This is a genomic window from Escherichia sp. MOD1-EC7011 (assembly GCF_002965005.1).
GTDB lineage: Bacteria > Pseudomonadota > Gammaproteobacteria > Enterobacterales > Enterobacteriaceae > Escherichia > Escherichia ruysiae.
The window spans coordinates 24,121-44,735 of the sequence record NZ_PTRD01000044.1 but is presented as its reverse complement, the minus strand read 5'-3'; the positions used below and the strand labels follow the sequence as shown (position 1 = coordinate 44,735).

Genomic DNA, 20,615 nt, shown 5'->3' with positions numbered 1-20,615 from the left:
AACCTGGGTTACTGGCTGACTTTAATATCCTGTAATAAAGAGAGATTGCCCTGCTGGACAAAATTAAACGCCACTTTGTCGCCGGTTTTAATTTCGCTCATTTTCGTCTGCGGGGTGATGGTAAAACGCATGGTCATCTCCGGCCAGTTGACTGCGGCAATCGGATCGTGATGGATGGTGATTTTTTTGCTTTCCAGATCAACGCCTTTTACCACACCGGTGGCGCTAATGACCTGCGGTTGTGCTTCACTCATGGTTTCATGATGATGTTCGTTAGCCTGAGTATTAAAGCCAATAGCGGTAAACAGACTGAACATTGCGACTTGCAGTGCTTTTTTCATTTATTTTCTCCTGGAGTTAAAAATTATTGCTGCCAACCGCCACCAAGTGCGGTATATAAAGAAATTTCGTTAGCCTGACGGGCATAATTCAGGTCGAGTAAAGTTTGTCGGGTTGCAAATAAAGAACGTTCGGCATCCAGCACTTCCAGATAACTTACCGCGCCGTGCTGATATAATGCCCGCGCCCGTTGCAGGGTAATTTGTAGCGACGCCAGATAACGCTGCTGGGCGCTGATTTGATTGTTCAGGCTTTGACGTAATGCCAGCGCATCAGCCACTTCTTTAAAGGCATTCTGGATTTTCTGTTCATAATTCACTACCGACTGCTGCTGGCGAATTTCGGCGATATCCAGATTGGCCTGGTTGCGCCCGGCATTAAAAATGGGGATCTCAATTTTGGGAATAAAATTCCACATCCCGCTGCTGGCGTTAAATAATGACGACAGTTCGCTACTAGCGGTCGATATTCCGCTGGTCAGGCTTATAGACGGGAAAAATGCCGCGCGTGCGGCGCCAATATTGGCATTAGCCGCCATTAACGCGTGTTCAGCTTCCATAATATCCGGGCGCTGCAACAAGATTTGTGACGACAAGTCCGCCGGTAATTTAACACTTTGCAGGCTGTCGCTATCCGCTGTCTGCGCTTGCGGCAGCTTGCCGTAGCTTCCCAGTAACAGTTGCAATGCATTATTCGCCTGCGCCAGTTCCCCCTGACGTTTAGCGATATCGCTGCGGGTACTTTCAATCACCCCGCGAGCCTGTTCCAGCGCCAGAACATTACTACTGCCGGTTAACAGTTGTTTTTCGACAAACGCATATGACTGCTGATAATTACGCAGCGTTTCTTCGGCTATTTGCAATTGCGCATACGCCAGCTGCTGATTGAAATAGCTTTGCGCGACATTAGAAACCAGCAGAATATGCACCGCGCGCTGAGCTTCCTCAGAGGCTAAATAATTTTGTCGCTCGGCTTCGCTCATGTTCTTTAAGCGACCGAAAAAATCGAGGTCAAAGCTGGCGTTAAGGCCAGTCGAGAACTCCCGTGTCGTAGCCGAATCGCCCTGAAGATTGCCGCTCCAGCTACCGCTGCCCTCGCCATTGAGCTGTGGGTAGCGATCGGCATCGGTCAGACGATATTGCGCACGCGCTTCCTGCACTTTCAGCGTCGCCATGCGCAAATCCCGGTTATTCACCAGCGCCTCGCTAATCAGCGTCTTCACCTGATTATCAACAAAAAAGGTGCGCCAGCCCGCGTTCTGATAGTTATCTGCTGCGTTAACCAGCCCGTTCTGGCTGAGTGAGAACTGCTGCGGCACGGGCATTGCCGGACGCTGATAATCCGGTGCCAGCGAACAACCGGTTAGCACAAGACCCACACAAAATGTCAGAAGTTTACAAGGAGACATAGGCACAAAATTTTAGTGGTTTTATGCCGCCAACTTTACCCTCCAGGCTCTGATTTTCCGGTGACAGGAAAATGACAAAATTGTCATTTTGCCAATAAGCGATTGCCATCTGATCCCGCTCCTCTAGAATTGCCCGGGCAACATGCGGAGGAAATATGAAACTGTTGATTGTCGAAGATGAAAAGAAAACTGGCGAATACCTAACCAAAGGGTTAACCGAAGCCGGTTTTGTGGTCGATTTAGCCGACAACGGGCTGAATGGCTACCATCTGGCGATGACCGGTGATTATGACCTGATAATCCTCGATATTATGCTGCCGGACGTGAACGGCTGGGATATCGTGCGCATGTTGCGTTCTGCCAATAAAGGGATGCCGATTCTGTTGCTCAGCGCGCTGGGTACGATTGAACATCGCGTCAAGGGACTGGAGCTGGGAGCGGATGACTACCTGGTGAAGCCGTTCGCTTTTGCTGAACTGCTGGCGCGGGTGCGCACTCTACTGCGGCGCGGGGCGGCGGTGATTATCGAAAGTCAGTTTCAGGTTGCCGATTTGATGGTCGATCTCGTCAGCCGCAAAGTCACCCGCAGCGGCACGCGCATCACTTTGACCAGTAAAGAATTTACTCTGCTGGAGTTTTTCCTCCGCCATCAGGGCGAAGTGCTGCCCCGCTCGCTTATCGCCTCGCAGGTATGGGACATGAATTTTGACAGCGATACCAACGCCATTGATGTGGCGGTGAAGCGGCTGCGCGGCAAAATCGACAACGACTTTGAACCAAAGCTGATTCAGACCGTGCGCGGCGTGGGTTACATGCTCGAGGTGCCGGATGGCCAGTAAGCCGTTTCAGCGCCCGTTTTCACTGGCAACCCGCCTGACCTTTTTTATCAGCCTGGCCACCATCGCGGCATTTTTCGCCTTTGCATGGATCATGATCCACTCGGTAAAGGTGCATTTTGCCGAGCAGGATATTAATGATTTAAAAGAGATTAGCACCACGCTCAAGCGCATTCTTAATCATCCCGAAGAGACACAAGCTCGACGCTTAATGACGCTGGAAGACATTGTCAGTGGTTATTCCAACGTGTTGATTTCCCTGGCAGATAGCCACGGAAAAACGGTGTATCACTCCCCCGACGCGCCCGATATCCGCGAGTTTGCGCGCGACGCCATACCCGATAAAGACGCACGGGGCGGCGAGGTATATCTCCTTTCTGGCCCGACGATGATGATGCCGAGCCACGGTCATGGGCATATGGAACACAGCAACTGGCGGATGATTAGCTTGCCGGTTGGCCCGCTGGCGGACGGCAAACCTGCTTATACGCTCTATATCGCGCTATCGATCGATTTTCATCTTCATTACATAAATGATTTGATGAATAAACTTATTATGACCGCATCGATCATCAGCATCCTGATCGTCTTTATCGTGCTGTTGGCAGTACATAAAGGCCATTCGCCAATTCGCAGCGTCAGTCGTCAGATCCAGAACATTACTTCAAAAGATCTCGATGTTCGCCTTGACCCGCAGACCGTGCCGATTGAGCTGGAACAGTTGGTACTGTCGTTCAACCATATGATCGAGCGTATTGAGGATGTCTTTACCCGCCAGTCCAATTTCTCAGCGGATATCGCCCACGAAATTCGCACGCCGATTACTAATCTCATTACGCAAACGGAAATCGCCCTCAGCCAGTCGCGCAGCCAGAAGGAACTGGAAGATGTGCTCTACTCTAATCTCGAAGAGCTGACGCGAATGGCGAAAATGGTCAGCGATATGCTGTTTCTCGCCCAGGCCGATAACAACCAGTTAATCCCCGAAAAGAAAATGCTCAACCTGGCGGATGAAGTCGGCAAAGTGTTCGATTTTTTCGAGGCGTTAGCGGAAGATCGCGGCGTGGAGTTACGGTTTGCTGGCGACAAGTGTCAGGTTGCGGGCGATCCGCTGATGCTGCGTCGGGCGTTAAGCAACCTGCTTTCGAACGCCCTGCGTTATACGCCGCCCGGAGAGGCAATTGTTGTGCGCTGCCAGACGGTCGATCACCAGGTGCAAGTTACTGTCGAAAACCCTGGTACGCCCATTGCACCCGAGCACTTACCGCGATTGTTTGACCGCTTCTACCGCGTTGACCCCTCCCGCCAGCGAAAAGGCGAAGGTAGTGGTATTGGCCTGGCGATAGTGAAATCGATTGTAGTCGCGCATAAAGGCACGGTTGCGGTAACGTCAGATGCGCGGGGGACAAGGTTTGTGATCACATTACCCGCTTAATCATTCAGCAAACGGCAACTTTTATAACCAGTGTAAAAATAACGTGCCGCAATAGTCATACCTATTAATGGTAAAAAGCTGTCACAATTCATAAAAAACCTTAATATACGCCACCCTAAACATAACCAGAATTAATGTAAGGTTTTTGTGTGGACTGGCTTCTTGATGTTTTTGCTACCTGGCTCTACGGCTTAAAAGTCATCGCGATAACGTTAGCGGTCATCATGTTCATCAGCGGGCTGGACGATTTTTTTATTGATGTCGTCTACTGGGTACGCCGCATTAAGCGCAAGTTGAGTGTTTATCGCCGCTACCCGCGAATGAGTTATCGCGAACTGTATAAGCCGGATGAAAAACCCTTAGCGATTATGGTTCCGGCGTGGAATGAAACGGGCGTCATCGGCAATATGGCCGAGCTGGCGGCGACCACGCTCGACTACGAAAACTATCATATCTTTGTTGGCACTTACCCCAACGACCCCGATACTCAGCGTGATGTTGACGAAGTGTGCGCTCGCTTTCCGAATGTACACAAGGTGGTCTGCGCGCGTCCTGGCCCCACCAGTAAAGCTGACTGTCTGAACAACGTGCTGGACGCCATCACCCAGTTTGAGCGTAGCGCCAATTTCGCTTTTGCTGGTTTTATTCTGCATGATGCCGAAGACGTGATTTCGCCAATGGAATTGCGTCTGTTCAACTATCTGGTTGAGCGTAAAGATCTGATTCAGATCCCGGTGTATCCGTTCGAACGCGAATGGACGCACTTCACCAGCATGACTTACATTGATGAGTTTTCAGAACTGCATGGCAAAGATGTTCCGGTGCGTGAAGCCCTCGCCGGACAAGTGCCCAGCGCAGGCGTCGGTACCTGTTTCAGCCGCCGCGCCGTGACCGCACTGTTAGCTGACGGTGACGGTATTGCTTTCGACGTGCAGAGTCTTACCGAAGATTACGATATTGGTTTCCGCCTGAAAGAAAAAGGTATGACGGAAATTTTTGTCCGTTTTCCGGTGGTGGACGAAGCCAAAGAACGCGAGCAGCGTAAATTTTTACAGCACGCGCGGACGTCAAACATGATCTGCGTGCGCGAATATTTCCCCGATACCTTTTCGACTGCGGTTCGACAAAAATCTCGCTGGATCATCGGCATTGTTTTCCAGGGCTTTAAAACCCATAAATGGACCTCCAGCCTGACGCTGAACTACTTTCTCTGGCGCGACCGCAAAGGGGCAATCAGTAACTTTGTCAGCTTCCTCGCGATGCTGGTGATGCTCCAGCTTTTGCTGTTGATGGCGTATGAAAGTTTGTGCTCCGATGCCTGGCATTTTCTTTCTATTTTCAGCGGCAGCGCATGGTTAATGACCCTGCTGTGGCTAAACTTTGGCTTGATGATCAACCGCATTGTGCAACGGGTGATTTTTGTCACCGGCTACTACGGCCTGACGCAAGGTTTACTCTCCGTCCTGCGGCTATTCTGGGGCAACCTGATTAACTTTATGGCTAACTGGCGCGCGCTGAAACAGGTTCTTCAGCACGGCGATCCGCGTCGCGTGGCATGGGATAAAACGACGCATGATTTCCCCAGCGTGACTGGCGATACCCGTTCGTTGCGCCCGTTAGGTCAAATCCTGCTGGAAAATCAGGTCATCACTGAAGAACAACTCGATACAGCACTGCGTAATCGCGTCGAAGGTCTACGCCTCGGCGGTTCAATGCTGATGCAGGGGCTGATTAGCGCCGAACAGCTTGCACAGGCGCTGGCGGAGCAAAACGGCGTGGCATGGGAATCGATCGATGCCTGGCAGATCCCTTCCTCGCTGATTGACGAAATGCCTGCGTCCGTGGCGCTACATTATGCGGTACTGCCGCTGCGTCTGGAAAACGATGAGTTAATTGTCGGCAGCGAAGATGGTATCGATCCGGTTTCACTGGCGGCTCTGACACGTAAGGTCGGACGCAAGGTGCGTTACGTCATTGTTCTGCGCGGGCAAATCGTCACCGGTTTACGTCACTGGTATGCGCGTCGTCGCGGTTATGACCCACGAGCAATGTTGCACAATGCGGTTCAGCAGCAATGGCTCACTGAACAGCAGGCCAGCGACATCTGGCAGCAATATGTACCGCATCAGTTCCTGTTCGCCGAAATACTGACCACGCTCGGCCATATTAATCGTTCTGCAATTAACGTGTTGTTATTGCGCCATGAACGCAGCTCACTGCCGCTCGGTAAATTTTTGGTCACCGAAGGCGTTATCAGCCAGGAAACGTTGGATCGCGTCCTGACAATTCAACGCGAATTACAAGTTTCGATGCAATCACTATTACTCAAAGCAGGTTTAAACACAGAACAGGTTGCGCAACTGGAGTCCGAAAATGAAGGAGAATAACCTTAATCGCGTCATCGGATGGTCTGGTTTACTGCTGACGTCTTTATTGAGTACCAGCGCACTCGCAGACACTATCGGCACCAGCGCAGAAGAGCTGGGGCTTAGCGACTATCGCCATTTTGTTATTTATCCCCGTCTCGATAAGGCGCTAAAGGCACAGAAAAATAACGACGAAGCAACCGCCATCCGCGAATTTGAATATATTCATCAGCAGGTGCCGGATAATATTCCGTTGACGTTATATCTGGCGGAAGCCTATCGCCATTTTGGTCATGATGATCGCGCGCGGCTGTTGCTTGAAGATCAACTGAAACGTCATCCTGGTGATGCCCGCCTTGAACGCAATCTTGCGGCTATTCCAGTAGAAGTCAAAACCGTTAATACCGTTGAAGAACTGCTGGCTCAGCAAAAGGCGTGCGATGCTGCGCCGACCCTGCGTTGCCGCAGTGAAGTCGGGCAGAATGCCCTGCGACTGGCACAGTTGCCTGTCGCCAGAGCGCAACTGAACGATGCAACGTTTGCCGCATCGCCGGAAGGAAAAACGTTGCGTACCGATCTGCTGCAACGCGCAATCTACCTCAAGCAGTGGCCGCTGGCAGAAGCGTTATTCAGTGAATCACGGCAACAAAATACATTAAACGCAGCTGAGCGCCGTCAGTGGTTTGATGTTCTGCTTGCCGGGCAGCTGGACGATCGGATACTGGCGCTGCAATCACAGGGGATCTTCACCGAACCACAGTCATATATTACTTACGCGACCGCGCTGGCTTATCGTGGCGAAAAAGCACGCCTCCAGCATTATCTCATTGAAAATAAGCCGCTGTTTACCACGGACGCACAAGAGAAAAGTTGGCTCTATCTGTTATCTAAATACAGCGCCAACCCCGTTCAGGCGTTGGCGAATCACACGGTACAGTTTGCCGATAACCGCCAGTATGTTGTTGGCGCAACGCTACCGGTGCTTTTAAAAGAAGGTCAGTACGACGCAGCGCAAAAACTGCTCGCCACCCTCCCCGCCAATGAAATGCTTGAGGAGCGTTATGCCGTTAGCGTAGCGACCCGTAACAAGGCTGAAGCTCTACGTCTGGCACGATTGCTGTATCAGCAAGAACCGGCAAATCTTACCCGCCTGGATCAACTGACCTGGCAACTGATGCAGAACGAGCAGTCACGCGAAGCTGCCGATTTATTGCTGCACCGCTATCCTTTCCAGGGCGATGCGCGTGTCAGCCAGACTCTAATGGCGCGACTGGCGTCTCTGCTGGAAAGTCATCCTTACCTGGCGACGCCTGCGAAAGTGGCGATTTTATCGAAACCCTTGCCGCTGGCGGAGCAACGTCAGTGGCAAAGTCAGTTGCCGGGTATTGCAGATAATTGCCCGGCGATAGTCCGCCTGCTGGGCGATATGTCGCCTTCCTACGATGCTGCGGCCTGGAACCGTCTGGCGAAGTGTTATCGGGACACGCTACCCGGTGTGGCGTTGTATGCATGGCTTCAGGCAGAACAACGACAACCGAACGCGTGGCAACATCGCGCGGTGGCTTATCAGGCATATCAGGTTGAGGACTACGCCACCGCACTGGCGGCCTGGCAGAAAATCAGCCTTCACGACATGAGCAATGAAGATCTACTTGCTGCCGCCAATACCGCTCAGGCAGCAGGAAATGGCGCGGCTCGCGATCGCTGGCTTCAGCAGGCAGAACAACGCGGGCTGGGAAACAATGCTCTGTACTGGTGGCTACATGCACAACGTTATATTCCTGGTCAGCCGGAACTCGCACTGAACGATCTCACGCGCTCAATTAACATTGCACCTTCTGCTAACGCTTACGTTGCGCGGGCGACGATTTATCGCCAACGTCATGATGTCTCTGCGGCGGTGAGCGATTTGCGCGCCGCTCTGGAACTGGAACCCAATAACAGCAATACCCAGGCGGCGCTCGGTTACGCCTTGTGGGATAGCGGTGATATCGCGCAATCGCGGGAAATGCTGGAACAGGCACATAAAGGATTGCCGGACGATCCGGCACTGATCCGACAACTGGCCTACGTGAACCAGCGTCTGGATGATATGCCTGCAACACAACAGTACGCCCGGCGGGTAATTGATGATATTGATAACCAGGCGCTGATAACCCCACTGACGCCGGGGCAAAATCAGCAACGCTTCAATTTCCGCCGTCTGCATGAAGATGTCGGTCGCCGCTGGACGTTCAGTTTCGATTCTTCCATCGGCTTGCGTTCCGGGGCGATGAGTACCGCTAACAACAATGTTGGCGGCGCTGCGCCAGGGAAAAGCTATCGTAGCTACGCGCAACTGGAAGCTGAGTACCGCATCGGGCGCAATATGCTGCTGGAAGGCGACCTGCTTTCGGTTTACAGCCGTGTATTTGCCGACACCGGAGAAAACGGTGTAGCAATGCCGGTGAAAAATCCGATGTCCGGCACCGGCCTGCGCTGGAAGCCCCTGCGCGACCAAATCTTTTTCCTCGCCGTTGAACAGCAGTTGCCGCTGAACGGGCAAAATGGCGCCTCCGATACCATGCTGCGCGCCAGTGCCTCGTTCTTTAACGGCGGCAAATACAGCGACGAGTGGCACCCGAACGGTTCAGGCTGGTTTGCCCAAAACCTGTATCTCGATGCGGCGCAATATGTCCGCCAGGATATTCAGGCGTGGACGGCAGATTATCGCGTGAGCTGGCATCAGAAGGTGGCGAACGGACAAACCATTGAGCCTTACGCTCACGTTCAGGACAACGGCTATCGTGATAAAGGCACTCAGGGCGCGCAGCTTGGCGGTGTTGGCGTGCGCTGGAATATCTGGACCGGCGAGACGCACTATGATGCCTGGCCGCACAAAGTCAGTCTCGGCGTCGAATATCAGCATACCTTTAAGGCGATTAATCAACGTAGCGGGGAGCGCAACAACGCGTTTCTCACCATTGGAGTGCACTGGTAAATGCGTAAGTTAATTTTCGTAATGCTGACACTGCTGTTGGTCAGCCCTTTTTCCTTTGCGATGAAAGGTATCATTTGGCAACCGCAAAATCGTGACAGTCAGGTCACCGACGCCCAGTGGCAGGGGCTGATGAGCCAGCTACGTTTGCAGGGCTTCGACACCCTGGTTTTGCAATGGACCCGTTACGGCGATGCATTCACCCAGCCAGAAGAGCGTGCATTATTGTTCAGTCGCGCAGCGGCAGCGCAGCACGCTGGCCTGAAGCTGATTGTTGGCCTGAATGCCGATCCGGAATTTTTTATGCATCAGAAGCAGTCATCTGCGGCGCTGGAGAGCTATCTTAATCGCCTGCTGGCGGCCGATCTCCAGCAAGCCAGATTATGGAGCGCCGCACCGGGCGTAACGCCGGATGGCTGGTACATCAGTGCGGAAATTGACGATCTGAACTGGCGCAGCGAAGCCGCCCGTCAGCCATTGCTGAAATGGTTAAACAATGCTCAGCGACTGCTTAGTGATGTTTCGGCAAAACCGGTTTATATCAGTAGTTTCTTCGCCGGAAATATGTCGCCCGATGGCTATCGGCAACTGCTGGAACAAGTTAAAGCAACCGGCGTTAATGTCCGGGTACAGGATGGCAGCGGCGTGGATAAACTCACCGCCGGGCAACGCGAACGTTATCTGCAAGCCAGTGCAGATTGCCAGGCTTCCTCACCCGCCAGCGGCATTGTTTATGAACTGTTTGTCGCGGGCAAAGGTAAAACGTTTGAAGCTAAACCAAAACCGGATGCGGAGATCGCCTCGCTATTAGCAAAACGTTCCGCCTGCGGCAAAGACGCGCTCTATTTCTCCCTGCGCTATTTGCCCGTCGCGCGTGGCATCCTCGAGTATTAATTGTTTAAGGGAGCAACTTTGCTTGCTCCCTTCCTTTTCACTTTCCTAATCAGAATCCTGTCTGTATTAATTGTTTAGCTGGCTCTCTGTTTTCAACGCATTTTATGCGTTTCGGTTTTGCCCCACTACGACTTGCATAGCCAATAAGAAGATAGCCGTAACACAAATAATCGGTGTAGCCACTACTCAGAGGCATTATATAATTATATTCATGCCACTATATAACCTGTAAATAAGAACAATCATTCATTGATTGCAATAACATCAGCATATTCCTTTACACAGGAATAAAACCTTTTATTTAATAAACAAAGAGAGTCAAAGATGAGTAAAATTACAGGCGTTTTAGTTGACAACCATATCTATGATATTAACAATGATATGAAGAATGGTTACCATTTTCCTAACTGCTTGTTTCCAGGCGCCACCTTTAAGATGGTTATTGATAATGACCCGGTTAATAATGACAAGGTAAAATGGAGCTGTAGCACTGATGCAGACAATAATGTTCTGGCGGTCAGTCAGGATGGCACAGTAACTTTTCCTGACGTTGACGAAAAGTGTATTGGGAAGATTTTTGCTATTTTCGCCACTGATAAATCAACGAACAAAACTGCCGGTATTTATATTTTTACTGTTAAGCGTTTTTTTAAATACAGTATTGAAACTTATAATTCAATTCAAAAGATTTTACCATGGGTTGAGAGCATGAACGGAGAATTTCCTGAAGCACAGGATATCGATAGTTACGATTATAATGATCATAATTCAGGTCATATTATCTCGCGAGAAGTTAACGCAGGTCTTTACCAGGAGTGGGGCAATGTAGCTAATAGTGGATGGAATACAAATAATGAGATTGGCGGTATTTGTAGAATTTACGCTTTTAATAAAGAAAATAATATTTATTATTGGCTGAAAAATGATGGAGTCAGACAGGTATTGAGCGGGGGAGACACCGCTCAGGCAGTCGCATCCTACGGTGAATCGATCAACTGATTGTGCTTTTTGTCCACTATCATTTGTATTATTACAGCGTAAACATTCACTGAAATTATAAAATTAAACTTACGCATAACCACCCGTTCAGCGGGTGGTTATCATTTTTATTTACGATGTGTATGAGCTTAACAAAATAAACAGACTTAAGAGTTTATTTTTATATTGCTATAAACCATTTAATCATAAAATGTCGACAGAATTTCTCACCGAAAACTTTATTGCTACTGTTCAAAACGCAAATGAGGTAATCCCCTGCTCCACTTGCCAAAAAAAATTTACCCGCACTATAAAAAAGCAGCCCGTATAAACATACGGACTGCCATATTTCACTCGATTCAAAAGTAATTATTTTTAATGTGGTGCACTTCGTGACAATAAGTTAATTACCAACACTCCGGCACAAATCAACATCATGCCTATAATGGCTGGCAGATCCAACCGTTGGCCGAAAAATCCCCAGGACAGTAAACTAATCAGGACGATACCGACTCCTGACCAGATAGCATAAGCAATCCCTGTAGGAATATAAGCCAGCGTCTGAGCTAATAACCAGAATGATGCACAGTAACAAATAATTGTACCAACAGAGGGCCATAACCGTGTAAAACCCTCTGAAAACTTCATTAAAGTTGTACCAATGACTTCTGCAAGTATTGCGCCACCAAGATAAATATAAGGGTTCATAGCATATTCTTTCCTGTTAATACCGGAGCGAATTGTACTACAGTTTGAACTTAACTCACCGGATTCATTCTGGTGCATTCATTGATGTTCTTCATCAGTGCTTCAGGAAATGGGCGGATGGGAATCCATAGAAATGGTGCGTAGATATACTCACCTTGCACCTAATCATTTGACGGAGCACGCGGGGAAAATAGACGACATTTTTGGTGATGATGTCCCAGATATGTCCCACTCTGGAATTATGGAGGAGATAAAGAAGGCGTAACTGATTGAATTTTAATGGCGCGCCCTGCAGGATTCGAACCTGCGGCCCACGACTTAGAAGGTCGTTGCTCTATCCAACTGAGCTAAGGGCGCATTGATACCACAATGTGCGTGTAATCGCGTGAATTATACGGTCAACCCTTGCTGAGTCAATGGCTTTTGAACCGGTTGCTGAACAAGTGTACGACCGCATCTGATTTACCTCGCTACAGCGGCAAACCAACGACGGTTATCATTATCGCCAGGTACAGAAGGTTTTACTTTTCAGAAAACGAAAACTGACAGCACGCCCCGCTTCTGACAAAATAGACGCATCCCCTTCGACCTACGTAACAGATGGAATCCTCTCTCTGATGGCAGCAAAGATTATTGATGGTAAAACGATTGCGCAGCAGGTGCGCTCTGAAGTTGCTCAAAAAGTTCAGGCGCGCGTTGCGGCCGGACTGCGGGCGCCAGGACTGGCCGTTGTGCTGGTGGGTAGCAACCCTGCATCGCAAATTTATGTCGCAAGCAAACGCAAGGCTTGTGAAGAAGTCGGGTTCGTCTCCCGCTCCTATGACCTCCCGGAAACCACCAGCGAAGCAGAACTGCTTGAGCTTATCGATGCGCTGAACGCCGACAACACCATTGACGGCATTCTGGTGCAGTTGCCGCTTCCGGCGGGAATTGACTACATCAAAGTGCTGGAACGTATTCACCCGGACAAAGACGTGGACGGTTTCCATCCTTATAACGTCGGTCGTCTGTGCCAGCGCGCGCCGCGTCTGCGTCCTTGCACTCCGCGCGGTATCGTCACGCTGCTTGAGCGTTACAACATTGATACCTTTGGTCTTAATGCTGTGGTGATTGGCGCATCAAATATCGTCGGTCGCCCGATGAGCATGGAACTGCTGCTGGCAGGTTGCACCACCACCGTGACCCACCGTTTCACTAAAAATCTGCGTCATCATGTAGAAAACGCCGATCTGTTGATCGTTGCCGTCGGCAAGCCGGGCTTTATTCCAGGTGACTGGATCAAAGAAGGCGCAATTGTGATTGATGTCGGCATCAACCGTCTGGAAAATGGCAAAGTTGTGGGCGACGTAGTGTTTGAAGAAGCGGCTAAGCGCGCTTCTTACATTACGCCCGTTCCCGGCGGCGTTGGCCCGATGACGGTTGCCACGCTGATTGAAAACACGCTCCAGGCGTGCGTTGAATATCATGATCCACAGGGTGAGTAACATGGCGACATTTTCTTTAGGTAAACATCCGCACGTTGAGCTGTGCGACTTGCTGAAACTGGAAGGCTGGAGCGAAAGCGGCGCGCAGGCGAAAATCGCGATCGCCGAAGGCCAGGTGAAAGTCGACGGCGCGGTTGAAACACGCAAACGTTGCAAAATCGTCGCCGGTCAGACAGTGAGTTTTGCAGGCCACAGCGTACAGGTTGTTGCCTGATCCCACTTCGGCCTGCCGGTATGCAGGCCGATTCTCTTTTCAGACCTTTGCCCTCTTCGTCGCTTTCATCCATGCTGATAGCGTCGACATTTTGCCGAAGCGATCATCATGCCAACCGTTATTACTCACGCCGCCGTTCCCCTTTGTATTGGTTTAGGCCTGGGATCGAAAATCATCCCTCCGCGTCTGTTATTTGCCGGAATCGTCCTGGCGATGCTGCCCGATGCCGACGTATTGTCGTTTAAATTTGGCGTTGCTTACGGCAATGTCTTTGGTCATCGCGGATTTACCCATTCGCTGGTGTTTGCGTTTGTTGTCCCGCTGCTATGCGTGCTGGTTGGGCGTCGATGGTTCAGGGCTGGGCTGATTCGCTGCTGGCTATTTTTAACCGTCTCGTTGCTATCGCACAGCTTGCTGGATTCGGTAACCACTGGCGGTAAAGGCGTTGGCTGGCTGTGGCCGTGGTCAGGTGAACGCTTTTTCGCTCCCTGGCAGGTGATTAAAGTCGCGCCGTTTGCATTGTCTCGTTACACCACGCCGTACGGGCATCAGGTGATTATTTCTGAATTGATGTGGGTGTGGTTGCCGGGAATGGTGCTGATGGGAATGCTGTGGTGGCGCAGGCGATAACCGGATGCGAGAACTCGCATCCGGCAATAGAGTAATTACTTACGACGCCAGGTGGTTCCTTGCGGACCATCTTCCAGCACGATCCCCATCTCGTTAAGACGGTCACGCGCCGCATCTGCTGCCACCCAGTCTTTCGCTTTACGGGCATCCAGACGTTGTTGAATTAACGCTTCTATCTCAGCCACTTCACTATCGTCTGCCTGAGCGCCGCTTTGCAGGAACGCTTCCGGTTCTTGCTCCAGCAGACCCAGCACGGCAGAGAGTTTACGCAGGTGAGACGCCATTGCGTTCGCCGCTGCCATATCTTCTGCTTTCAGACGGTTCACTTCACGCGCCATATCAAACAGCACGGAATAGGCTTCCGGGGTGTTGAAATCGTCGTCCATCGCCTCAATAAAGCGCGCTTCAAACGCTTCGCCACCGGCAGGTGCAACGGTTTTGTCTGTGCCGCGCAGCGCAGTGTAGAGACGCTCCAGCGCCGAACGCGCCTGCTTCAGGTTCTCTTCGCTGTAGTTCAACTGGCTGCGATAGTGACCGGACATTAAGAAGTAACGCACGGTTTCGGCGTCGTAGTATTTCAGCACATCGCGCACGGTAAAGAAGTTACCCAGCGATTTGGACATCTTCTCGCGGTCAACCATCACCATGCCGGAGTGCATCCAGTAGTTTACATACTGACCATCATGCGCACAGGTGGACTGGGCAATTTCGTTCTCGTGGTGCGGGAACATCAGGTCAGAACCGCCGCCATGGATATCAAAGTGGTTACCCAACTGTTTGCAGTTCATTGCTGAACACTCAATGTGCCAGCCTGGACGACCCGCGCCCCACGGAGACGGCCAGCTTGGTTCGCCCTCTTTAGACATCTTCCACAGAACGAAGTCCATCGGGTTGCGTTTGTCGTCGACCACGTCAACGCGCGCGCCTGCCTGCAGCTGGTCAAGATCCTGACGCGACAGCACGCCATAAGTTGGATCGGTCGGTACGTCGAACATCACGTCGCCGTTGTCCGCCACATAAGCGTGACCTTTGGCGATCAGTTGCTCAGTGAGTTCAATAATTTCTGCGATATGGTGCGTCGCGCGTGGCTCCATATCCGGGCGCAGAATGTTCAAAGCATCAAAATCTTTGTGCATTTCGGCGATCATGCGATCCACCAGCGCCACAAAGCTTTCGCCATTTTCATTGGCGCGTTTGATGATTTTATCGTCGATATCGGTAATGTTGCGCACATACTTCAGCTTGTAGCCGAGGAAACGCAGGTAGCGTGCAACCACGTCAAAGGCAACAAAGGTACGCCCGTGACCGATATGACAGAGGTCGTAAACGGTGATTCCACACACGTACATGCCGACTTCCCCGGCGTGAATAGGCTTAAATTCCTCTTTTTGGCGTGTCAGAGTATTGAAGATTTTTAGCATCGAAGATTCCGTTTAGACATGTGTGGGTAATTGAGTTGCGTATAATACCCATATTTCCCGCGCGATTCAGCATACATTGCGAGATGATCCGATCGTGCGGTTATGCTATAACACCACCCTATATATGACCCGAACCGGGTTGAAGCACCAATCAAACGGAACAGGATGCAAAAATGGTTACTTTCCACACCAATCACGGCGATATTGTCATCAAAACTTTTGACGATAAAGCACCTGAAACAGTTAAAAACTTCCTGGACTACTGCCGCGAAGGTTTTTACAACAACACCATTTTCCACCGTGTTATCAACGGTTTTATGATTCAGGGCGGCGGTTTTGAACCGGGCATGAAACAAAAAGCCACCAAAGAACCGATCAAAAACGAAGCCAACAACGGCCTGAAAAATACCCGTGGTACGCTGGCAATGGCCCGTACTCAGGCTCCGCACTCTGCAACTGCACAGTTCTTCATCAACGTGGTTGATAACGACTTCCTGAACTTCTCTGGCGAAAGCCTGCAAGGTTGGGGCTACTGCGTGTTTGCTGAAGTGGTTGAAGGCATGGACGTGGTAGACAAAATCAAAGGTGTTGCAACCGGTCGTAGCGGTATGCACCAGGACGTGCCAAAAGAAGACGTTATCATTGAAAGCGTGACCGTTAGCGAGTAATCGTGGCGACACTCTTTATTGCAGATCTTCATCTCTGCGTGGAAGAACCGGCGATCACCGCCGGTTTTCTGCGTTTTTTAGCGGGGGAAGCCCGCAAGGCCGACGCGCTGTATATTCTTGGCGATCTGTTTGAAGCATGGATTGGCGACGACGATCCCAACCCACTCCATCGCCAGATAGCAGCAGCGATCAAAGCGGTATCCGATTCCGGCGTTCCCTGTTATTTCATTCATGGCAACCGTGATTTTCTGCTCGGCAAACGCTTTGCCCGTGAAAGCGGCATGACGTTATTGCCGCAAGAAAAGGTGCTCGAACTTTATGGTCGTCGGGTGCTGATTATGCATGGCGACACGCTGTGCACCGATGATGCGGGTTATCAGGCTTTTCGCGCCAAAGTCCACAAACCGTGGCTACAAACGCTATTCCTCGCCCTGCCGTTGTTTGTGCGCAAACGCATTGCCGCGCGAATGCGCGCGAACAGTAAAGAAGCCAACAGCAGTAAATCGCTGGCAATTATGGATGTAAACCAAAACGCAGTGGTCAGTGCGATGGAAAAACATCAGGTGCAATGGCTGATCCACGGGCATACGCATCGCCCGGCGGTGCATGAATTCATCGCCAATCAGCAACCTGCTTTTCGCGTGGTACTGGGTGCCTGGCATACCGAAGGTTCGATGGTGAAAGTCACGGCGGATGACGTTGAGCTAATCCATTTCCCGTTTTAATAACGCACAAGTTTGCTGATTCCACAGCCACGCAACCGTTTTCCTTGCTCTCTTTCCGTGCTATTCTCTGTGCCCTCTAAAGCCGAGAGTTGTGCACCACAGGAGTTTTTAGACGCATGTCTTCCCGCAATAATCCGGCGCGTGTCGCCATCGTGATGGGGTCCAAAAGCGACTGGGCTACCATGCAGTTCGCCGCCGAAATCTTCGAAATCCTGAATGTCCCGCACCACGTTGAAGTGGTTTCTGCTCACCGCACCCCCGATAAACTGTTCAGCTTTGCCGAAAGCGCCGAAGAGAATGGTTATCAGGTGATTATTGCGGGCGCGGGCGGCGCAGCGCATCTGCCAGGCATGATTGCCGCCAAAACGCTGGTGCCAGTGCTGGGCGTGCCAGTACAGAGCGCCGCACTGAGCGGTGTCGATAGCCTCTACTCCATCGTACAAATGCCGCGTGGCATTCCGGTGGGTACGCTGGCGATTGGTAAAGCGGGCGCGGCAAACGCGGCGTTGCTGGCAGCACAAATTCTTGCGACTCATGATAAAGAACTGCACCAGCGTCTGAATGACTGGCGCAAAGCTCAGACCGACGAAGTGCTGGAAAACCCGGACCCGCGAGGTGCGGCATGAAACAGGTTTGCGTCCTCGGTAACGGGCAGTTAGGCCGTATGCTGCGTCAGGCAGGCGAACCGTTAGGCATTGCTGTCTGGCCGGTCGGGCTGGATGCTGAACCGGCGGCGGTGCCTTTTCAACAAAGCGTGATTACCGCTGAGATCGAACGCTGGCCGGAAACTGCATTAACCCGCGAGCTGGCGCGCCATCCGGCCTTTGTGAACCGCGATGTGTTCCCGATTATTGCCGACCGTCTGACTCAGAAGCAGCTTTTCGATAAGCTCCACCTGCCGACCGCGCCGTGGCAGTTACTTGCCGATCGCAGCGAGTGGCCTGCGGTGTTTGATCGTTTAGGTGAACTGGCGATTGTTAAGCGTCGCACTGGTGGCTATGACGGTCGCGGTCAATGGCGTTTACGCGCCGATGAAACCGAACAGTTACCGGCTGAATGCTACGGCGAATGTATTGTCGAGCAGGGCATTAACTTCTCTGGCGAAGTGTCGCTGGTTGGCGCGCGCGGCTTTGATGGCAGCACGGTGTTTTATCCGCTGACGCATAACCTGCATCAGGACGGTATTTTGCGCACCAGCGTCGCTTTTCCGCAGGCCAATGCGCAGCAGCAGGCGCAAGCCGAAGAGATGCTGTCGGCGATTATGCAGGAGCTGGGCTATGTAGGCGTGATGGCGATGGAGTGTTTTGTCACCCCACAAGGTCTGCTGATCAACGAACTGGCTCCGCGTGTGCATAACAGTGGTCACTGGACGCAAAACGGTGCCAGCATCAGCCAGTTTGAGCTGCATCTGCGGGCGATTACCGATCTGCCGTTACCGCAACCGGTAGTGAATAGTCCGTCGGTGATGATCAACCTGATTGGTAGCGATGTGAATTATGACTGGCTGAAACTGCCGCTGGTGCACCTGCACTGGTACGACAAAGAAGTCCGTCCGGGGCGTAAAGTGGGGCATCTGAATTTGACCGACAGCGATACATCGCGTCTGACCGCGACGCTGGAAGCCTTAATCCCGCTGCTGCCGCCGGAATATGCCAGCGGCGTGATTTGGGCGCAGAATAAATTCAGTTAATCAGGTACTCATTTTCTTGCCGGATGCGGCGTGAACGCCTTATCCGGCCTACCGATCCGGCACCCATTGTAGGCCTGATAAGACGCGTCAAGCGTCGCATCAGGCACAAATGTCTACTGCCTACAACTACAGCGAAATACAGGTCCCCGCCTCGCCCGCCAGCGTCTCTTCAATCCGCGATAACGCCCCAATCCACGCGGGTTTACCACGGCTTCTGACATAACCACTCACCGCCGTTACCTTCGGCCCCATCGAACCATCGGCTTTGGCAAATGGCGCTAACTCATCCGGTGTGGCATGACGGATGGCACGTTGCTGCGGCGTTCCCCAGTGTTCATATACCGCATCAGCATCGGTGAGGATCACCAGTCCATCGGCATTAATCTGCTCGGCGAGCAACGCAGCGGCGAGATCTTTATCAATCACCGCTTCACTCCCTGCCCCGTCTTCCGTCACAGGCACACCACCGCCGCCACTGCAAATCACCACATGCCCCTCTTTGAGCAACAACTCGATGGCTTCGCTGTCGAGAATTTTACGCGGTTGCGGAGACGCCACCACCCGGCGCAAATATTTACCATCACGTTTCATATGCCAGCCGTAAGCCGCTTCCAGTGCCTCTTGTTCTTCTGGCTGATAAACCGGACCAATAAACTTCTCTGGCTGCAAAAACGCAGGATCATCCGGCGAAACCTCAATGCGCGTCAGCACCGTCGTGACAGGCGGCATCTGCGGCTGTGCGCTCAAACTCTGCGCCAGCATATAGCCAATCATCCCCTGGCTTTCCGCCACCAGCACATCCAGCGGATACGGTTCTACCTCTTTCCACGCCAGATTCTGTAACGCCAGCAGCCCCACCTGCGGCCCGTTGCCGTGAACAATCGCCAGCCGATAAGAACGGGCCAGGCGCGCCAGCGCAGGTACAGCACTGGCGATATTGCGATATTGATTTTCTGCCGTCAGCGCCTCACCGCGCTGAAGCAAGGCATTGCCCCCAAGAGCTACAACCAATGTTTTCATGGTTTTCCTTGTAATAATTGTTGACCAAGCCAGAACCCCAGCAGCGTATCTGCCCCTGACGTGTGCCCCAGCACCAGCAGCGAATCAATCGCAACAGCGGTACGTTTCGGGCAACTCAGAGCATGAACAAAGTGCAGGAGTGGCGAGGCGAAATATCCTTGCGCGGCATAACGTAAATAACTGACGCTCACCGCTGTGGTAACGAGTTGAAGATTGTTGGAACAGGCAAAAAACGGGCGACCGGAGCGCGCATCTAAAGCGCCAAAATACCAGGCCGCCAGCAGCATTCCCGTCAGCGTGTCATCATGACTTGGCGTTAATCCGGGGCCTTTACCCAGCCAGTGCCGCCAGTCGGTCTTAACGCCATTGAGCACGGCCTGAAAACAGTGACGAAACTGGCGTAATTCAGCGGGCAGCGGATCGCTTGCCGCCAACGCCAGTGGCCCAAAAAGCCCGGTTTCCTCCGCGCGTTGCATCCATGCTGCTGCAAGCGGTTGAGGATGCGCAGGCGGCGTAATACGCAGCAAACAATAACGCTGTGGCTGTTTAACCGTGAAACGCCCGAGGCGAATCCCTTGTGCCACAATCTGTGGTCGTTCATTGCCGCATAATCCACCGCATAACGCATCGAATTGCTCGCGGCGAAGCACCCATCCTCCGGGGCCGAAACCACTTCCCTGACGATGCAGCGTTAACAGTTCGCCGCTTTCCGTCATCAGGTTAATCGCCCGTCGCCACACTCCCGCTAACCGCCAGGACTGGCGATAATTCGGTGCGCTACGGCTGGCAAGCAGAGGATGGATGATCGTCATTGCGCGTTCC

The 20,615-nt window shown here is 51.9% G+C and carries 19 protein-coding genes, 1 tRNA gene and 1 pseudogene; 14 read left to right on the top strand and 7 right to left on the bottom strand.

Annotated elements, in window-relative coordinates; genetic code table 11:
* Positions 1 to 8 precede the first annotated feature (8 nt).
* Together cusF and cusC are read right to left on the bottom strand one after the other, a co-directional pair.
* A complete protein-coding gene (cusF, locus tag A7098_RS19740; protein ID WP_105281333.1) occupies positions 9 to 341 on the bottom strand; it encodes a Cu(+)/Ag(+) efflux RND transporter periplasmic metallochaperone CusF in 333 nt (110 codons plus the stop codon).
* Between the two features lie 23 nt (positions 342 to 364).
* Positions 365 to 1,747: a Cu(+)/Ag(+) efflux RND transporter outer membrane channel CusC gene (cusC, locus tag A7098_RS19735; protein ID WP_105281332.1), complete on the bottom strand. Its 1,383-nt coding sequence runs from the start codon at positions 1,745 to 1,747 to the stop codon at positions 365 to 367.
* A 155-nt stretch (positions 1,748 to 1,902) separates the two neighbouring features.
* On the opposite strand from cusC, the gene cusR reads away from it, so the two are divergent.
* The 6 genes from cusR (at position 1,903) to A7098_RS19705 (ending at position 11,254) form a co-directional block, all read left to right on the top strand.
* Entirely contained in the window at positions 1,903 to 2,586 is a 684-nt protein-coding gene (cusR, locus tag A7098_RS19730; RefSeq protein WP_000770938.1) for a copper response regulator transcription factor CusR, read from the top strand.
* Complete coding sequence (gene cusS / locus A7098_RS19725) at positions 2,576 to 4,018, top strand: Cu(+)/Ag(+) sensor histidine kinase CusS (protein ID WP_105281331.1); 1,443 nt, start codon at positions 2,576 to 2,578, stop codon at positions 4,016 to 4,018. The genes cusR and cusS overlap by 11 nt, the downstream gene beginning before the upstream one ends.
* A gap of 149 nt (positions 4,019 to 4,167) precedes the next feature.
* Entirely contained in the window at positions 4,168 to 6,405 is a 2,238-nt protein-coding gene (gene nrfB / locus A7098_RS19720; protein WP_032224863.1) for a cyclic di-3',5'-guanylate-activated glycosyltransferase NrfB, read from the top strand.
* Positions 6,392 to 9,364 carry a bacteriophage adsorption protein NfrA gene (gene nfrA, locus A7098_RS19715; protein WP_105281330.1) on the top strand — a complete coding sequence of 991 codons (2,973 nt, stop codon included), beginning with the start codon at positions 6,392 to 6,394 and terminating at the stop codon, positions 9,362 to 9,364. Before nrfB ends, nfrA begins: the two co-directional genes overlap by 14 nt.
* Positions 9,365 to 10,255: a DUF4434 family protein gene (locus tag A7098_RS19710; protein ID WP_105281329.1), complete on the top strand. Its 891-nt coding sequence runs from the start codon at positions 9,365 to 9,367 to the stop codon at positions 10,253 to 10,255.
* A gap of 324 nt (positions 10,256 to 10,579) precedes the next feature.
* Positions 10,580 to 11,254, top strand: coding sequence for a hypothetical protein (locus tag A7098_RS19705; RefSeq protein WP_000036639.1), 675 nt, complete (start codon positions 10,580 to 10,582; stop codon positions 11,252 to 11,254).
* Positions 11,255 to 11,608: 354 nt separating this feature from the next.
* Here A7098_RS19705 and emrE read toward each other — a convergent pair whose 3' ends face one another.
* Positions 11,609 to 11,941: a multidrug efflux SMR transporter EmrE gene (emrE, locus tag A7098_RS19700; protein WP_001070440.1), complete on the bottom strand. Its 333-nt coding sequence runs from the start codon at positions 11,939 to 11,941 to the stop codon at positions 11,609 to 11,611.
* 94 nt (positions 11,942 to 12,035) lie between these two features.
* On the opposite strand from emrE, the pseudogene A7098_RS19695 reads away from it, so the two are divergent.
* Positions 12,036 to 12,206 (top strand): annotated as a pseudogene (locus A7098_RS19695) (integrase); the annotation flags it as partial.
* A 15-nt stretch (positions 12,207 to 12,221) separates the two neighbouring features.
* Here the strand turns inward: A7098_RS19695 and A7098_RS19690 are convergent.
* Positions 12,222 to 12,298: transfer RNA gene (locus A7098_RS19690), tRNA-Arg, on the bottom strand.
* 260 nt (positions 12,299 to 12,558) lie between these two features.
* On the opposite strand from A7098_RS19690, the gene folD reads away from it, so the two are divergent.
* From folD to A7098_RS19675, 3 genes are all read left to right on the top strand, one after another.
* A complete protein-coding gene (folD, locus tag A7098_RS19685; RefSeq protein ID WP_000729172.1) occupies positions 12,559 to 13,425 on the top strand; it encodes a bifunctional methylenetetrahydrofolate dehydrogenase/methenyltetrahydrofolate cyclohydrolase FolD in 867 nt (288 codons plus the stop codon).
* Position 13,426: 1 nt separating this feature from the next.
* Complete coding sequence (ybcJ, locus tag A7098_RS19680) at positions 13,427 to 13,639, top strand: ribosome-associated protein YbcJ (protein ID WP_000190288.1); 213 nt, start codon at positions 13,427 to 13,429, stop codon at positions 13,637 to 13,639.
* A gap of 108 nt (positions 13,640 to 13,747) precedes the next feature.
* Entirely contained in the window at positions 13,748 to 14,269 is a 522-nt protein-coding gene (locus A7098_RS19675) for a metal-dependent hydrolase (protein ID WP_105281328.1), read from the top strand.
* A gap of 35 nt (positions 14,270 to 14,304) precedes the next feature.
* Here A7098_RS19675 and cysS read toward each other — a convergent pair whose 3' ends face one another.
* A complete protein-coding gene (cysS, locus tag A7098_RS19670; protein ID WP_105281327.1) occupies positions 14,305 to 15,690 on the bottom strand; it encodes a cysteine--tRNA ligase in 1,386 nt (461 codons plus the stop codon).
* A gap of 173 nt (positions 15,691 to 15,863) precedes the next feature.
* Between cysS and ppiB the strand changes: the two genes are divergently transcribed.
* From ppiB to purK, 4 genes are all read left to right on the top strand, one after another.
* On the top strand, positions 15,864 to 16,358 hold the full coding sequence (ppiB, locus tag A7098_RS19665) for a peptidylprolyl isomerase B (protein ID WP_000256002.1): 495 nt from the start codon (positions 15,864 to 15,866) through the stop codon (positions 16,356 to 16,358).
* A gap of 2 nt (positions 16,359 to 16,360) precedes the next feature.
* A complete protein-coding gene (gene lpxH, locus A7098_RS19660; RefSeq protein WP_032224857.1) occupies positions 16,361 to 17,083 on the top strand; it encodes a UDP-2,3-diacylglucosamine diphosphatase in 723 nt (240 codons plus the stop codon).
* Positions 17,084 to 17,199: 116 nt separating this feature from the next.
* On the top strand, positions 17,200 to 17,709 hold the full coding sequence (gene purE / locus A7098_RS19650; RefSeq protein ID WP_001295318.1) for a 5-(carboxyamino)imidazole ribonucleotide mutase: 510 nt from the start codon (positions 17,200 to 17,202) through the stop codon (positions 17,707 to 17,709).
* Positions 17,706 to 18,773: a 5-(carboxyamino)imidazole ribonucleotide synthase gene (purK, locus tag A7098_RS19645; protein ID WP_000815526.1), complete on the top strand. Its 1,068-nt coding sequence runs from the start codon at positions 17,706 to 17,708 to the stop codon at positions 18,771 to 18,773. The genes purE and purK overlap by 4 nt, the downstream gene beginning before the upstream one ends.
* Before the next feature lie 126 nt (positions 18,774 to 18,899).
* Here purK and A7098_RS19640 read toward each other — a convergent pair whose 3' ends face one another.
* Together A7098_RS19640 and A7098_RS19635 are read right to left on the bottom strand one after the other, a co-directional pair.
* The gene (locus A7098_RS19640) at positions 18,900 to 19,793 is read right to left on the bottom strand and encodes a carbamate kinase (protein WP_105281326.1); all 894 of its coding nucleotides are present in this window, start codon (positions 19,791 to 19,793) and stop codon (positions 18,900 to 18,902) included.
* Positions 19,790 to 20,605: a DUF2877 domain-containing protein gene (locus tag A7098_RS19635; RefSeq protein ID WP_105281325.1), complete on the bottom strand. Its 816-nt coding sequence runs from the start codon at positions 20,603 to 20,605 to the stop codon at positions 19,790 to 19,792. The genes A7098_RS19640 and A7098_RS19635 overlap by 4 nt, the downstream gene beginning before the upstream one ends.
* Between the last annotated feature and the right edge of the window lie 10 nt (positions 20,606 to 20,615).

Bases quoted from the DNA above. Each gene is read 5' to 3' on its own strand.
- cusF (WP_105281333.1), bottom strand. From the start codon at position 341: ATGAAAAAAGCACTGCAAGTCGCAATGTTCAGTCTGTTTACCGCTATT.
- cusC (WP_105281332.1), bottom strand. From the start codon at position 1,747: ATGTCTCCTTGTAAACTTCTGACATTTTGTGTGGGTCTTGTGCTAACC.
- cusR (WP_000770938.1), top strand. From the start codon at position 1,903: ATGAAACTGTTGATTGTCGAAGATGAAAAGAAAACTGGCGAATACCTA.
- cusS (WP_105281331.1), top strand. From the start codon at position 2,576: ATGGCCAGTAAGCCGTTTCAGCGCCCGTTTTCACTGGCAACCCGCCTG.
- nfrA (WP_105281330.1), top strand. From the start codon at position 6,392: ATGAAGGAGAATAACCTTAATCGCGTCATCGGATGGTCTGGTTTACTG.
- A7098_RS19710 (WP_105281329.1), top strand. From the start codon at position 9,365: ATGCGTAAGTTAATTTTCGTAATGCTGACACTGCTGTTGGTCAGCCCT.
- A7098_RS19705 (WP_000036639.1), top strand. From the start codon at position 10,580: ATGAGTAAAATTACAGGCGTTTTAGTTGACAACCATATCTATGATATT.
- emrE (WP_001070440.1), bottom strand. From the start codon at position 11,941: ATGAACCCTTATATTTATCTTGGTGGCGCAATACTTGCAGAAGTCATT.
- folD (WP_000729172.1), top strand. From the start codon at position 12,559: ATGGCAGCAAAGATTATTGATGGTAAAACGATTGCGCAGCAGGTGCGC.
- ybcJ (WP_000190288.1), top strand. From the start codon at position 13,427: ATGGCGACATTTTCTTTAGGTAAACATCCGCACGTTGAGCTGTGCGAC.
- A7098_RS19675 (WP_105281328.1), top strand. From the start codon at position 13,748: ATGCCAACCGTTATTACTCACGCCGCCGTTCCCCTTTGTATTGGTTTA.
- cysS (WP_105281327.1), bottom strand. From the start codon at position 15,690: ATGCTAAAAATCTTCAATACTCTGACACGCCAAAAAGAGGAATTTAAG.
- ppiB (WP_000256002.1), top strand. From the start codon at position 15,864: ATGGTTACTTTCCACACCAATCACGGCGATATTGTCATCAAAACTTTT.
- purE (WP_001295318.1), top strand. From the start codon at position 17,200: ATGTCTTCCCGCAATAATCCGGCGCGTGTCGCCATCGTGATGGGGTCC.
- purK (WP_000815526.1), top strand. From the start codon at position 17,706: ATGAAACAGGTTTGCGTCCTCGGTAACGGGCAGTTAGGCCGTATGCTG.
- A7098_RS19640 (WP_105281326.1), bottom strand. From the start codon at position 19,793: ATGAAAACATTGGTTGTAGCTCTTGGGGGCAATGCCTTGCTTCAGCGC.
- A7098_RS19635 (WP_105281325.1), bottom strand. From the start codon at position 20,605: ATGACGATCATCCATCCTCTGCTTGCCAGCCGTAGCGCACCGAATTAT.